Here is a 14331-nt window from a genome sequence, read left to right as displayed (position 1 = left end):
TCTCAAGATTCGTTGACCGGAACGACACGGAACGTCTCCACCAAGATCGCATAGAACGCGGGCACGATGAACAGCGTCAAAGTGGTGGTCAGCAACAGCCCCACGATCATGCACCACGCCAATCCTTCCCACAGTGGTCCGCCGCTCAATGCCAAGGGCACCAAACCACCGACCGTCGTCGCGGTGGTGAGGAAGATTGGCAACATTCGTTGTTTGCCTGATTCAATCAAGCAATCCCGAAACTCTGCTTTGGTCAAACCGACAATTGAACCGTTGGCTTCGCCGGACAACTTTTTGGCACGTGCTCGTTCGGCGATCAAAAGGTCAGCGAACTCGACGAAGATGATCGCCGTGTTCAGCACGATCCCGAACAATGCCAAGATGCCCAATTGCGGCATGAATCCGAGCGATTTATCCGACAAGTACAAACCCAACCACGCACCGACCAACGCCAATGGCAACGTCGACAGAATGATCAGCGGCTTGGACCAGCCGTTGTATTGAAAGATCAAACAAAGAACGATCAGCAGAAACGAAATCGCAAACGACATCATCATCTGCCCGCCAGCTTCGGCACTCTCTTCGTAAGAACCACCAGGTTCAATCCAGTAGCCGGTTGGCAATTCATCTTTCAATCGCTGCATCTCGTCCGATTTCAAAACTCGAGACACCACGTCGTTCCCCGTGACCCCCGGTTCCATTTGAGAACTGACCTCGATCGTCCGATTCATTTTCCGTCGTTCGATTTTGGCGATCTCAAGGGTGGGCTTCAAAACCGCCAGCGACGCGAGTGGCACCTTTCCACGGTCACCCTCCACGTACGCTTCCTGTAGACCACGAACCGATTCACGTTCGCTGGCCTTCAACCGGAAATAGACAGGCACTTCGTGGTCGCCTTCTCGGAACGTCGTCAGTTGCAAACCGGAGTAGTAGGAATTCAAAGTGCGGGCAATCTGCGAATTCGTGACGCCTGCCAAAACAGCACGATCCTGTTCCACGTCGACCTGAATCTGATACCCGTCGACTCCCCAGGAATCAGACACGTCCCAGGTTTCGGACTGTTCCGTAACGAGCTGTTTCAATTTGTCCGCCGTTTCACGCAGCACCGATGGATTCGCGAAACCGTTGCCAGAGATCCGAAAGACCAACGGATCAGCCGGAGGCCCCAACGCCAATCGAACCGGCACAATACGGGCACCGACGATCGGTTCGATCCCCAAAGCTTCATCGCCCCGTTCGGCGATTTCTCGAACGCGTTGTGCGAATTGTTTGGTCACCGATGCGTCGGTCGTACGGACCAAAATCTCAGCAAACGATCTCGACTTGGGTTCTGGGTCCCATCCGAGATGCCAACGTGATCCACCACCTCCCACAAGCGATCGATACACACGAAGCGGTGGTTTGGAGAACCCATTCTCAGCCAAATTCTCAGTTCCCAGACGTTGCAGAATCGTTTCCACCTGACGTGTGACTTGATCGGTTTGGTCGATCGTTGCGGTTTCGGGCAACATCACCTTCACGGCGAACTGAGTCCCATCCGCATCCGGGAAGAATTCCGAACTCACCGGCAGCGTCAAGATTCCGATCATCAGGCAAAGCGTGGCGATTGCGGTCAACCATTTGAACCTCACCGCCAAACCGCCCAGCCATCCATAAACGCGGAAGGCGAGATTCTCTTGCTTGTTCTTTGCCGTGTTGGCTGGGGTTGGTTCAGACGCTGGTGCGGAACGGCGTTTTCGTCGTGGCCACCAACGCAAAATGCGATTCCAGGCTGCAACGACGGGCGAACCTGTTTGCTCTCCCTTGGGAGCACGGATGAACATCCCCGCCAAGATCACGCACAACGACATCGCCAACACCCAACTGAGTGCGAGTGTTGTCGAGACCGTGACCGGCAAACTGTAGACGTATTCCTTGCCACCACCTTCCAGGCTGAACAACATCGGCACGAAAGCGGCCATCGTCGTCAACGTGCCAACCAACATGGGAATCGCGAGCGTGTTCGCTCCTTCAATCGCGGCGGGAAATGGCTCCATACCCGCCATCTGATTCGACCTTGCTTGGTCACACACTTGCACCGCGTTGTCGACCAACAGTCCCAAAGAAATGATCATCGCGGCGAGCGAGATTTGTTCGAGCTGAACACCAAACAACGAAATCAAACCGACGGTGACCACCACCACGATTGGAATGTTCGCAGCCATCACGAATGAAGTGCGAAAGCCAACGACTAAGTACACCACCACAACAACGATCAACACGGCTTCGACCACGTTGATGATCACATCTCGAATTTTCTTCGCGACGCTTTCGCTTTGATCTGAAACGGCGGTCACGCCGATGTCTGGAGGCAGCAACTGTTCCACCTCAGCCATTTCCCAGACACGATGCTTGGCCGCTTGGCAAACGTCGATGATGTTCGAACCGGACTTCATCGTGATTCCCAGCATCACGGCGGGTGTGCTGCCTTCTGCGTCGCCAACTCGGCAGATGTAGTTTGCCGGGTCTTCGTAGTCACGCGTGACCGTCAATCCAAGCTCAGCCAAAGAAACACTGTTGTCACCTCGACTGGTTCGCACCGTGCTGGCGATTTGAGTGATCTCATCGACCGCGTTAAATTCGCCTTCGGTTTTGACTGAAAAGTGCCCGGTGTCGGTGTCCAACTCACCGCCAGCCTGAATAATGTTTCGATCATCGGCCAATGACTCCAGTTGGCTGGTCGTCAGTTCCAACTGAGCCCAATTGGACAGATCCGTTTCGATGAAGATCGCTTCAGATCGCTGACCGAACATGTCGACTTTCGCGATGCCGGGCAACAACCTCAACGCGTCTTGAACATCTTCCGCATGCTCCTCCAACTGCCGCAGCGTGTAGCGATCTTGCGGACGGATCTCCGCTCGACCCTTCGATGGAGTCTGGTGAATCCCCAGCAACAACACCGCGGTATCGCCGAACTCATCGTTGACGATCGGTCGCACATGGTCCGCGGGCATCGCGACCAAATCCACTCGGGCACGAACTTTATCCCACACGTTTTGAATGTCGGCCGGTGCGATGTCGTCTTCCAACTCGACGAACACGGTGGATTGACCGGTCAGCGTGGTGGATCGGGTCAGCTTGACCTCTTCAATACTGGTCAAGTTTTGTTCGATCTTGTCCGTCACCAATTCCTCCACCGTTTCGGCGGGGGCTCCTGGCCAAGAAGTTGAAACGACACATACGCGAATGGTGAATTCGGGATCTTCTCTTCGAGGAATGGTGACATACGTCATCGCCCCCCATGCCATCGCCAAAATCGCTAACGAGAATACGATCGGACGGTACTTCACCGCCAAACTGGGCAAGTTCATTCTGCGGCCCCCTGGACCACCATCGGTGGCATCGGGTTTCCAGGCAAATGCCCTTCTTCCAGTTCATCCAGACGTCGGGCCGCGCCCACCTTCCGCACTTTCTCTCCGTCGTTCAGGAAGTGCACGCCTCGAACGACTACCAACATGCCTTCGTTCAACTCTGGCGATTGAATCTCGATCATCGAACCGAGGTCCAAGTTGTCACGCGAAACGACATCGACGGCGACCTTGGAAGCTCGGCTGTCCTTCACGACATACAAAAACGCTTGGCCGGCTTCTTCATCGATGGCATCGAACGGAACAAAGAACCCTTTCGTCTCGTTTTGGTCCGCCAGATCCACGGAAACCAGTTCTCCCGGACGCAGCATCCATTCCGATCCCGGATCCAAAACGACGGATTCACCGTCCCAATTCTCCGGAGGCGTCCCACCGCCAGTCGCTTTCGGTGCATCGGCGTTTGGATCCCCCACGAAACTGCCGACGTAAAGCGAGTCCAAATCGACATCGACAGGTTCACCTTTGTCGTCCAACATCTGAACGCTTCGAAAAACCCAATTTCCCAAGAATGGAATATTGAGTTCGTTTTCAACCAACCTTTGCCGTCGCACCTTCACAACATCCGGCAGGCGTTCTCGCAGTTTGCTGTTGGTCACGAGGTAGATGTACGCACCTTGGTCATCGTGGTGAATGGACTCTTCCTCCACCAACACGACCTCGTCCGACGTGCCCATCATGCGGTTGAGTCGCAGCGGCCACAGGTCTTCGGAACGAGCCACTTTGTCTTCGGGCAGGTCACCTGGCAATGGATCCCGCAACCGTTCATTCAACAACAACATCGTCATCGTGAATGTTCGAGTGTCGGGGTCTGCACTCGCGTCAACGTTGTAGACAAAACCGTTGGTGTGTCGCTCGGTGCCATCGGGCAACGAGTAAGTGGTTGGCAACTGATGGCGGCGTCGCATCGACCGAGATTGCTTCGCCGACAGTTCCACTTCCACCTTGATCGGGTTGGTCATCTGCAACGTCAACACTGGATCGCCCGCGTTGACAACGCTGCCTGGAACAACATTCACGCCTGAAATCTGACCTTGATAGGAACCGTACAAGGTCGTGTGTTCCAAATCGCGTTCCGCGTCGCGAAGAGTTTGTTTCGCACGTCGAATTTGCGACTCCGCCGACTTCAGTTCAGCCCGAGTCTGTTTCTCGGTGGCTAGCAATCCACTCAACGCAGCCAACCTTGTCTGCACCAGATTTCGTGCTTGGTCGTATTCGCTTTTGGAAGCTGCGTTTTGTTGCTTCAAATTTTCGATGCGTGAAAACTCCATCTCGGCGAGAGCCAAGTTGGCACGCGCGGACTCCATTTCCGCCGGCAAAGAATCCTTCAATCGGATCTCGATGCTCTCCTTGTTCAGCATCGCGACTTCTAAATCGGCTTCGGCAGACTCGACGGCAATCTCATAGCGTTCCGGTTCGATCTGAGCGAGTGGCGTTCCATGTTGGACCATCTTCCCGTCCACATCGATGACCCGCCCATCAATGTTTTCACCTGGTTCCAAAACCCACGAAACCTTCCCACCGACTTCGAACCCAATGTCCTCCGTCTTCCATGACTGCACGCTGCCCGACGCGGTGTACGACGAAACCGGCACCGACCGGGTCAGCGTCATGACTTCGACGGGCCGAGGTGCCTTTTCGAATTTGACCTCTTCCTCGGGTGCACATCCTGCGACGGAGACGAGCCCAATGAGAACCGCAAAGCGAGGAACCAGCCTCAATGGATACGTAAAACGATTAGTCATGGATTCATGCAGTCAGAAAAGAGCGAAGCGCCGCGAGATACTCCAATCGAGATCCCCACGCGGGAAGCACGTCACGGTTTGTACCAAGTATCGAAATCGGCATATCCACGATCGGGCCCCTAGCGGGCTGTTAATGAGTCGTACTGCATTGACGGCGGTCAATCAGACGCTAACCGGGGCTAACGCACATCGGCTAATTGTTGCCATTCTGCATACGACTGAATCAACAGACCGCTAGGGTGCACTGTTGCGGAGGGGCAATGCATTCACACGAAATCGAATGCCCACCCGTCAACAGACACATCCAAAGATTCGTGACGCGTGCAGCATCGATGATCAAAGCCGATCTCGGTCCGCCACGCTCAAGGCGAATTCGACAGAAAACGCTTTGGATCAAAGCAATCATGAGGCCCGCTGCTACAGAACGTGACAATTAGCCGCCATGAGGAGGAGTGATGAAACGCCCCGGATGGATACGATAAGGCCAACGTGCGTTCTTCCATTAACTGAGGAACGATGAACGATTCGCAAAAAGGACATTTGGATTGTGTCAGACCTCAGAACATTGCAGTTCGAAGACCTAAACGACGCGGTGCGAGAGGCTCGATCGCTTCTTCACACTGGCTATGTTCCCTGTGGCAATTGGTCGCTCGGACAGATCTGCCGACATCTCACGCTGGTCCAAAACCCAAGCGTGGATGGCTACCCGGCCTGGATGTCCTTGTTCGCCTTCTTGCGTCCGGCGATGAGGAAATTTTTGCTTCCCAAACTTCGGCGTCCCGACTCACCTCGCGGAATCCGAACGTCGTCGATGTTTGTCCCGCCGGACGAAACCGATGACGCGGAAGAAGTCGACGCATTCGCTCGCAGCGTCGATCGCTTTCGAGCCCACTCAGGCGAATACGCACCACACCCGGCATTTGGAAGAATGAGCCGAAGCGAGATCGAAGAGATCCACACCTTGCACGCCGCACATCATTTGAGATTCCTAAAACCCAACGAATGAGCAGTCAATCTCGACGGCGAATGGATCAAACGCTTTGACGCTTGGAGCGTGCGAATATTGACCCAATAAGCCTCAGCTTTCAGTGGATGAATTTACGGTTTCTGAAGCATCGATGCCCGCCCCACTTGATGAGGCCAGCTTCAGCCCGACGATCCCGGCCACAATCACCGCGATGCATGCCAACCGAATCGCATCTTTGGATTCGCCAAACAAAATCATGCCGGCGATCGCGGTACCCACCGCACCGATTCCGGTCCAAACGGCATAGCCGGTCCCAAGCGGTATCTCACGCAACGCCAATGAGAGCGTGAAGAAACTTGCAATCATGATCACGATGGTGATCACCGTCGGCACGGGTCGCGAAAATCCATCGGTGTATTTCAATCCAACCGCCCAACCGATTTCAAGCAAACCGGCGATCAACAAGTAACCCCAAGCCATCATTTTTCCTTCAAGCAATCCGCCATCATCAAAGGCCGATCGCAACAAGACCAACCAAGCAGTCTGAAAAATCGGCGAATCGCCCAGTATGTCCGCACAAACCTTTTGGGCAAGGCCGAGCTCTATTGTTCAAAACAGAGCGTCGCATGGATCAGGCGTCGATCGCTTTCGTTGAATACGCCTCGTCAAAGCGTTCGTCGAACTCAGCGAAAACGGCCACCAACTCGGGACGGTCCAAGACCTCTTCCACTTGTTTGGCGCCCGCTTCCATGTTCGCATCCGCCTGAAGATCGCCGGCGGATTGAGCCTGATTCTCACGACCGGCAACGTTGGCTGCCAAATCCATCGCGGACTCCTTCCATCCGCTCACTCCAGACAGCGCGTCTGACATTGCCGCTCGAACAACGCGAAAATCCATTCTTGCGAAGGCTTCTTCAAATGCTTCTCGCATCGCCAAGACTTGCTGGGGCTTCACCGGTCCGGCATGGATGGTTTCTTCCTTCAACAAGCGATCGAGCGTTCGCCCCAGCAGCACCATTCGAATGATCTCCATCGGAACGCCGCGCACCGAAGTCAGGATGGCCACGATCTTTCGGATCGGAAACAGCAACAGCTTGACCGGTGCCTTCGCCAACATGCCCAAACACCCGGCGATGCATCCTGAGTCATCCGCATAGTAAGCACGAAGTTCTTTAAGCGAATCAGTCCGTTCATGTGCCTCCAGCGTCCGCGTCACCACGTATCGTCGGCATTGGCCTCGAATCACGTCGTCCACAAATGGGATGGGAACGAATCGCGCGGCGGAAGAAACCATGCCCGCGAGAATCCATTGATGCGTCAGCCAAGTCATAGTCACAAAAGTTCTGCTTGAAGAATAGAAAGACCGATTAGAAAACTCAGTCGGCTCGATGTTCAGCCTGCCCCACATCTGGGTGATTGCACTTCTCATGCCATGCCGAGTCCTGGTCCAGACAAGCAGATTGAGACGGCTTTTGCAAAGCGTCTACTTCTTGGCATGACATGTGCGTCGTTCTTTCGAACATCGCCGCGGTTCGGCACGCATGCTCTTGCATGCAGTGGACCGTTCATGTCGCTCCTGGTGAAAACCAGATGCCAAGCTTTTTCATTTCGTCGCCCCAATGGACACCCAACGATGACTCAACACAACACCGCACTCATCACTGGGGCTTCATCAGGCATCGGGCGAGAACTAGCGATGCATTTCGCAAATGGTGGAAACGACGTCGTCTTGGTCGCTCGCAGTGAAGACAAACTCCGCGAATTGGCGACCCAGATCGAATCCCAATCAGGTCGGTCCGCTACCGTGATCACCAGCGATCTTTCGCGCCCCGAGTCGATCGACGAACTGTGCAACGAACTGACTCAGCAGTCCATCACGATCAACACACTTGTTAACAACGCCGGCTTCGGCGCACTTGGCAAGTTCTCGGAACTTTCCGCCGATCGTCAGACCGACATGGTGATGGTCAATGTGGTCGCGTTGACGCGTTTGACCCGTCAATTGCTGCCGAGCATGTTGCAGCAAAACCGTGGCGGCATCCTCAACGTCGGTTCCATCGCAGCGTACCAGGCCGGCCCCAACATGGCCGTGTACTACGCCACCAAGGCATACGTGCTTTCGTTCACCGAGGCACTGCGAGAAGAGTTGGCCGGCACGGACTTGCACGTCACCTGTCTCGAACCGGGCCCGACGGAAACCGGGTTCGGAGAAGATTCCGGGATGGGAAAGCTGGACGTGTTCTCGTCCACCGCGATGACCGCGGAAGCCGTCGCTCTTGCCGGCTACGAAGGCTACCTGAAGAACGAAGACGTCGTCATACCCGGCTGGAAAAACCGCTTGATGGTGACTTCGGCGGGCTTCCTGCCTCGTTTCGCGACCCGGAAGTTGGTTGGAAAAATGCAGAGTGCATGACCTGCTTCCCATCCCGCGAATTCCACTTCAGCGATCGACCATCGCTGCAATCCAACTCCTTCTGAAAGGATCTTTCCATGTCCATTACCAGCGTCAACCCAGCCACAAACGAAACCATTCGCGAATTCGAACCGCTTCACAAAGATGATGCGATGCAAGCCATCGAGACTGCCCACAAGGCATTCCAAAAATGGCGCAGTACCTCATTTGAGGAGCGAAAGAAATGCATTCTCAAATTCGCCGAACTCTTGCGAGCGGACTCCGATGAGTACGCCCGGATGATCACGCTCGACATGGGCAAACGAATTTCAGAGGCCCAGTATGAAATCGAATATTGCGCTGACATCGCCGAGTTCTATGCCAATGGTGCAGAAGAATTCCTCGCCGACACTCCGATGGAACGCGTCGACGCCAACGCCTACTTGCACTACGAACCCATTGGTGTGTTGATGGGCGTGATGCCCTGGAACTTCCCGTTCTACCAAGTCGTTCGTTTTGCGACGCCAAACATCATGGCGGGCAACACCGTGATGGTGAAACACGCCAGCAACGTCCCGCAGTGTGCGTCCGCCATCGAAGAACTTTACAACGACTGCGGTTTGCCAAACGGCGTCTATCAGAACCTGTTCATCCCATCTGACTTCGTCGATTCGATCATCTCCGATTCGCGAGTCCAGGGCGTTTCGCTGACGGGTAGTGAGCCTGCCGGCCGTGCGGTTGCTGCTCAGGCGGGTAAAAACCTCAAACGAAGCGTTCTCGAACTGGGCGGCAACGATCCGTTCATCGTCCTCGAAGACGCTGACATGGACCTCGTGATCGAGCAGGCCGTGAAGGGCCGGATGGTCAACGCCGGTCAGTCTTGCGTGGCGTCCAAGCGCTTCATCGTGGTGAAAGATGTCGCGGACCAGTTCATGAAAGGTTTCAAGGAGAAGCTTCAGGAGTTGAAGCTGGGCGATCCAATGGATGAGGAAACCACACTTTCACCGCTCTCGACCGAAGACGCCGCGGTCAAGTTGCAAGAGCAGGTCCAATCATCCATTGACGGAGGCGCAACCGTCATGATCGGTGGAGATCGCCCGGATCGAGATGGAGCCTTCTTCAACCCGACCATTTTGACAGACGTGACGCCGGACAACCCAACGTTCGACCAAGAATTATTCGGACCAGTTGCAACGGTTTACGTCGTCGATGATGAAGCCGCGGCAATCGAACTGGCCAACCACTCGTCTTACGGATTGGGCGGGTCGGTCTACACAAAGGACATCCAGCGAGGACGTCGCGTCGCTGAAAGAGTTGAGACGGGAATGATGTTCCTGAACCAACCCACCAGCTCACAAGCTGAACTGCCTTTCGGCGGCATCAAGAACTCCGGCTACGGTCGCGAACTTTCGCACCTGGGCATCTTGGAGTTTGTCAACAAGAAACTCATTCACTTGGGAGACAAGGAATAAATCATGAGCACTGCAACAAGCAAAGCGGTCCAGTCCAAGCAAATCGAATTGGTGTCGCGTCCGGATGGGATGCCGCAACAATCGAATTTCGAAATGCGAACGGCGGAGGTAGGCCCCATCAAAGACGGCGAGATCCTGGTGAAGAACCAATGGATGTCCGTCGACCCATACATGCGAGGGCGCATGAAGGACACCGACAGCTACGTTCCTCCCTTTCAAATCGATGAGCCGCTCGAGGGCGGCTGCATTGGTGAAGTGATTCAGTCGCAGAATTCCGACTTCAAAGAAGGCGACATGGTCCTCGGCAACCTTGGTTGGCGTGAATACTGGAGCTCCAACGGCGAGGGAGTCACAAAGATCGATCCCAACATCGCGCCTCCCCAAGCCTTCCTGGGTGCCCTCGGCATGACAGGAATGACCGCCTGGGTGGGGCTGCATAAGATCGCTCAGCTAAAGGAAGGCAGCACCGTCTTCGTTTCAGCGGCGTCCGGGGCCGTCGGTTCCATCGTTTGCCAATTGGCCAAAGCCATGGATTGTCGCGTGATCGGCAGTGCCGGCAAACAGGAAAAGATCCAGTGGCTCAAGGACAAAACCGGCATCGATGCGGTCATCAATTACAAAGAAGTTGACAACCTCAGCGAAGAACTCGCCAAGCATGCTCCTGACGGCATCGATGTGTACTTTGACAATGTCGGCAGCGATCACCTCGAAGCCGCCATCGACAACATGAACGACTTTGGCTGCTGCGTCGAATGCGGCATGATTGCGACCTACAACGCAACCGAGGCTCCCGCGGCACCTCGGAACATGTTCAAGGTGATTGCCAAACGTCTGCGAATCCAAGGATTCATCGTCCGCGATCACATGGACGCCAAGGACGAATTTGTGTCGGGCATGGCGACGCTCATCCAACAAGACAAAGTTGTCTGGGAAGAGTCCGTCACAGACGGCATCGAAAATGCACCTGATGCATTCATCGGACTGTTCGAAGGCGACAACCTTGGGAAACAACTGGTTCGCCTGAACTGATTTCGACATCGAGACTACCAAGGATGGTAGGCACCTCGCAAAGGAATCTCAATCTATCCACTGAGGAATGTCCCCATGAACTTCATTCGACTCCTACTGGTCTTTCTCCTTCCACCGGTCGCGGTTTACATGCAGTTCGGTGTGGGACATTACTTTTGGATCAGCGTGATATTGACGCTGCTCGGGTTCGTGCCTGGCCTGCTGTATTCACTCTACATCATGGCCGCACGACCGCCCGGACTTTCGCGTCTTTCTTGAGCTGTGCGAAGCGGTCGCAGCTCATCCTTCCAGCAGCACGTGGCCGATCAGCCCAAGCAGAAAACCGAAAACGGCTCCGATCGCGGGTGCCCGCTGGTTTTCGATCCTCGCTTGCGGAGCGAGATCTTGAAACGTGAGATACAAGATGCCGCTGGCCGCGAATAGCATGATGAAGTCGACCACGCGGGGAAAGCTGGCAAGGTATTGATAGCCAACCCAACCCGCGAGCGGGCCGAGTGGAACGCAGGCCGCCAAACAAGCGATGAGCTTCCACCCTTTCAGCTTGGACGATGAATCCAACTCGCGATACGCGTTGAAACCCTCGGGCAGATTCTGAAGTCCAATTAAGACGGCGAGCAGCATTCCCGCACCTTCACCCGTCGCAAACGCGGCTCCCAGTGCAACCGCCTCCGGGACGAAGTCAGATAGCATCGCGACCAACTGAGCCATGGAGCTCTTCGAACGATCCAGGAGTGTTTCCAGGCCCCAGAACGCGAGCCCTCCCAACACGAACGCGAAAATGATCCAGGGAAGTGACAGCTCTTTGATTCCCTCGGGAACCAACACCAACGCAACCGCGGAGATCAGCACGCCGCCTCCGAACGCAATGACGCTGTGACGAAATTCCGTCTCCAACCACTCCGGCGAGATCTTTTCGATCTTCGCGAAAATACCACCGAGTGGAATGGCAGATCCGGCCATCGTGGTCAGCAATAAAACCTGAGCCAATTCATTCAACGTCGTGCCTCCTTTTCGAACAAGCCACCCACCAAACCAGCGCAATCAACACTGCTTGCAAGGGCAGCCGAGCGATCAGTCCCGTTTGTGAAAACGCATCATAGCGATCCGCATGCATTGCCATGTGCACGTTGGCCGGGAAGACGGCAATCAACAACGCGATCAAACCATAGCCGGCGGCTTTACGAAGCCGCTGAAGGAGCAGGCCAGCCCCGCCGAGAATCTCAAAGAACCCTGAAACAAAGACGAGCCACCTGGGTTGCGGCCAGCCATCCGGGATCATCTGGATATAGAAATCGGGCGAGATGAAGTGATTGAGTCCCGCTAAAATGAAAAGACCGGCGGTCAGCCACAAGCAAACCGATCTCAAGACATAAAGTAACCGACGAAGTGAGGAGTGAAATTTCGACATCACTCACTTCGTCGGTTGATGAAAGCTTTTTTACCCCGAGCGGGGTTCTGCAGCGAAGCGATGAAACTTCGCTGCATAATGCGATAGGCTGGCTGCATCACCAAACCGGATCAGCCCCAGGTTCGAGTCTTGAAGTGTTCCCACCGACTCGGTTCACGGTTTTGGCGGCACCACAATGCGGTGACGGTGACACCGACGAGAGCTCCTGCAACGAAGCTTGCCAGAACCGATTGGGTCGGACGTTCGGCAATGCACTCATCGGCTCGCATGACGGCGAATCGAGCGGACTCGCTCGCTTTGCGGACGGAATCTTCGGCGGTGTGGCTGAGACGATTCGCCATCGATTCCTGCGGAGCGAATTCGCGGACGACCGATTCGATTTCATCTCGCGATGTATCCACGCGACCTTTGACAAATTCAATCATCCATTCCGCCTCGTTTGGGCACTTGGACAATTCCTCTTCGCTAATCTGTGGCCAGCGATTGCACACCGCTGAGCGAACGCGGGTCCAATCCGCTTCGTGAGCCACGCTCGTTTCCGTCGACATTTCGATTTCCTTTTGTGAAGATTTTAAGATTGTTCGCGACGAGCGCTTAAGACCGCTTGTTGCGAATCTCCCGGATCAAATCCGACTTGTTCATCTTGCTACGTCCCTCGATCTCGAGTTCGGACGCAAGGTTATGTAATTCGTCCACCGTCCGGTCTTCCAGAGACGTGTTTGGATTTCCCGTCCCTTGAGTGGTTTGGTTCGGTGTGCGTTCTTCTTTTCGACGTTGCTTGTTCACCGTACGAGCAGCGATCTCTTCCGCTTCTTCTTCCGAATGACCACGGTCCAGTTCGCTGTCTTTGATGTGCTCGTACTGGCGACGATCTTTGTCAGTCCACTCAGCCATTGTTTCACCTCAGACGCATCACGCGTCGGTTGCGGAACTGATGTTGGCGGGCTTGGATGGATGGTCGTCGGACGGGGATTTTGATTCCCAGCGTTGGATCGACTGAAGCTTTTCTCCAAGTCTCGCGGTCAAAGCGGTCAACGCTCCGCCACGGTGCATGGCCTGTTCGCCACAGCGATCTTTCACACGCCGTTCGATTTCTTCCACGACAGTCCGTTCGGACTTCCAAGTGTGACCGCTCATGACTAATGTCTTCAGCAAGCCATCTTGTCGTTCAACAAGCGTCTCACCTTCGCTTTGCAGCGATTGACAAACCAATTCAGCAAGCTCATCCAACGCTTGCTCGATCTGTGGGTTCAGTTCCTGATTCATTTTTCTATTCCTGATTCCTGACTGATGATGCAAAAGGGCCGTTTAAAACAGCCCGTCAAGCGTCACGTGATGTGGAACCTGTGGATCAGACAGTTGGTCCGCGACGGCCCATGACCAATCCGAGGATAAACAGAACCAAGAACACAACAAACAAGACTTTCGCGACCATAGCGGCAGTACCGGCCAGTCCACCAAAGCCCAATGCGGCAGCGATCAAAGCGATTACCAAAAACGTCAAAGCCCAACCCAACATAGTATTCTCCTCAGATTTCAATTTAGTTTTTCGCGAACACGAACACCGTGACCTTTGCGAACGAAATCTAAGTGAAAGCGATTACCGTGCCGAATCTGATCTCGCAGATTGATAATTGTTTCAGAAGGGGGAAAAGAGCCGACACAGCATGCTGCGTAGCCGCTCGGGCGGCCATTTTTGATCGCCAACGACGCATGCCGCACCATAATCAACCACTATTAGAGGTTGTTGATCTGAAACGAGAGCAATACGACCGCGCTGGGATCAATCCGATCCGCCACCAAGCTCAGGAAGGATGAATCTTTTACCAGCGTGCTCGGCGACGAACCGCCGCAAGCCATCGGCTTGTTCATCCACACCACTGGCAGCCGATTGCTGGACCTCGCGATCGGCTC

15 protein-coding genes are annotated in these 14331 nt (G+C 54.7%); 5 read left to right on the top strand and 10 right to left on the bottom strand.

Annotated features, from left to right (window positions below):
• Positions 1-2: 2 nt before the first annotated feature.
• Together B2R17_RS19910 and B2R17_RS19905 are read right to left on the bottom strand one after the other, a co-directional pair.
• Positions 3-3350, bottom strand: a complete 3348-nt coding sequence (locus B2R17_RS19910) for an efflux RND transporter permease subunit (protein ID WP_286765341.1) — start codon at positions 3348-3350, stop codon at positions 3-5.
• Positions 3347-5149, bottom strand: coding sequence for an efflux RND transporter periplasmic adaptor subunit (locus tag B2R17_RS19905; protein ID WP_286765340.1), 1803 nt, complete (start codon positions 5147-5149; stop codon positions 3347-3349). Before B2R17_RS19905 ends, B2R17_RS19910 begins: the two co-directional genes overlap by 4 nt.
• Before the next feature lie 547 nt (positions 5150-5696).
• On the opposite strand from B2R17_RS19905, the gene B2R17_RS19900 reads away from it, so the two are divergent.
• Entirely contained in the window at positions 5697-6155 is a 459-nt protein-coding gene (locus tag B2R17_RS19900; protein ID WP_286765339.1) for a DUF1569 domain-containing protein, read from the top strand.
• Positions 6156-6227: 72 nt separating this feature from the next.
• Here B2R17_RS19900 and sugE read toward each other — a convergent pair whose 3' ends face one another.
• A complete protein-coding gene (gene sugE, locus B2R17_RS19895; RefSeq protein ID WP_414707383.1) occupies positions 6228-6596 on the bottom strand; it encodes a quaternary ammonium compound efflux SMR transporter SugE in 369 nt (122 codons plus the stop codon).
• A 151-nt stretch (positions 6597-6747) separates the two neighbouring features.
• Positions 6748-7446, bottom strand: coding sequence for a hypothetical protein (locus B2R17_RS19890; protein ID WP_286765456.1), 699 nt, complete (start codon positions 7444-7446; stop codon positions 6748-6750).
• Between the two features lie 303 nt (positions 7447-7749).
• Between B2R17_RS19890 and B2R17_RS19885 the strand changes: the two genes are divergently transcribed.
• The 4 genes from B2R17_RS19885 to B2R17_RS19870 all read left to right on the top strand — a co-directional run bounded on the left by B2R17_RS19885 (position 7750) and on the right by B2R17_RS19870 (position 11267).
• On the top strand, positions 7750-8529 hold the full coding sequence (locus B2R17_RS19885; RefSeq protein WP_286765337.1) for an SDR family NAD(P)-dependent oxidoreductase: 780 nt from the start codon (positions 7750-7752) through the stop codon (positions 8527-8529).
• Positions 8530-8606: 77 nt separating this feature from the next.
• Positions 8607-9980 (top strand): NAD-dependent succinate-semialdehyde dehydrogenase, encoded by a 1374-nt coding sequence (locus B2R17_RS19880; protein WP_286765336.1) that lies wholly within the window; start codon positions 8607-8609, stop codon positions 9978-9980.
• A 3-nt stretch (positions 9981-9983) separates the two neighbouring features.
• Positions 9984-11009 (top strand): NADP-dependent oxidoreductase, encoded by a 1026-nt coding sequence (locus B2R17_RS19875; RefSeq protein ID WP_286765335.1) that lies wholly within the window; start codon positions 9984-9986, stop codon positions 11007-11009.
• A gap of 75 nt (positions 11010-11084) precedes the next feature.
• Positions 11085-11267, top strand: a complete 183-nt coding sequence (locus tag B2R17_RS19870; protein ID WP_008671959.1) for a YqaE/Pmp3 family membrane protein — start codon at positions 11085-11087, stop codon at positions 11265-11267.
• A gap of 21 nt (positions 11268-11288) precedes the next feature.
• On the opposite strand, the gene B2R17_RS19865 is transcribed toward B2R17_RS19870, so the two are convergent.
• The 6 genes from B2R17_RS19865 to B2R17_RS19840 all read right to left on the bottom strand — a co-directional run bounded on the left by B2R17_RS19865 (position 11289) and on the right by B2R17_RS19840 (position 13936).
• A complete protein-coding gene (locus B2R17_RS19865) occupies positions 11289-12005 on the bottom strand; it encodes a ZIP family metal transporter (RefSeq protein WP_008671961.1) in 717 nt (238 codons plus the stop codon).
• Positions 11998-12360: a DoxX family protein gene (locus B2R17_RS19860; RefSeq protein ID WP_286765334.1), complete on the bottom strand. Its 363-nt coding sequence runs from the start codon at positions 12358-12360 to the stop codon at positions 11998-12000. Before B2R17_RS19860 ends, B2R17_RS19865 begins: the two co-directional genes overlap by 8 nt.
• Positions 12361-12527: 167 nt before the next feature.
• The gene (locus tag B2R17_RS19855; protein WP_286765333.1) at positions 12528-12965 is read right to left on the bottom strand and encodes a hypothetical protein; all 438 of its coding nucleotides are present in this window, start codon (positions 12963-12965) and stop codon (positions 12528-12530) included.
• A gap of 46 nt (positions 12966-13011) precedes the next feature.
• A complete protein-coding gene (locus B2R17_RS19850; protein ID WP_286765332.1) occupies positions 13012-13311 on the bottom strand; it encodes a Rho termination factor N-terminal domain-containing protein in 300 nt (99 codons plus the stop codon).
• A gap of 18 nt (positions 13312-13329) precedes the next feature.
• Positions 13330-13683 (bottom strand): hypothetical protein, encoded by a 354-nt coding sequence (locus tag B2R17_RS19845; RefSeq protein WP_008671966.1) that lies wholly within the window; start codon positions 13681-13683, stop codon positions 13330-13332.
• An 85-nt stretch (positions 13684-13768) separates the two neighbouring features.
• On the bottom strand, positions 13769-13936 hold the full coding sequence (locus tag B2R17_RS19840; protein WP_008671969.1) for a DUF1328 domain-containing protein: 168 nt from the start codon (positions 13934-13936) through the stop codon (positions 13769-13771).
• Between the last annotated feature and the right edge of the window lie 395 nt (positions 13937-14331).

This window comes from Rhodopirellula sp. UBA1907, assembly GCF_002337565.1.
Classification (GTDB): Bacteria; Planctomycetota; Planctomycetia; order Pirellulales; family Pirellulaceae; genus Rhodopirellula; species Rhodopirellula europaea.
This window is presented reverse-complemented; position numbering and strand designations above follow the sequence as displayed.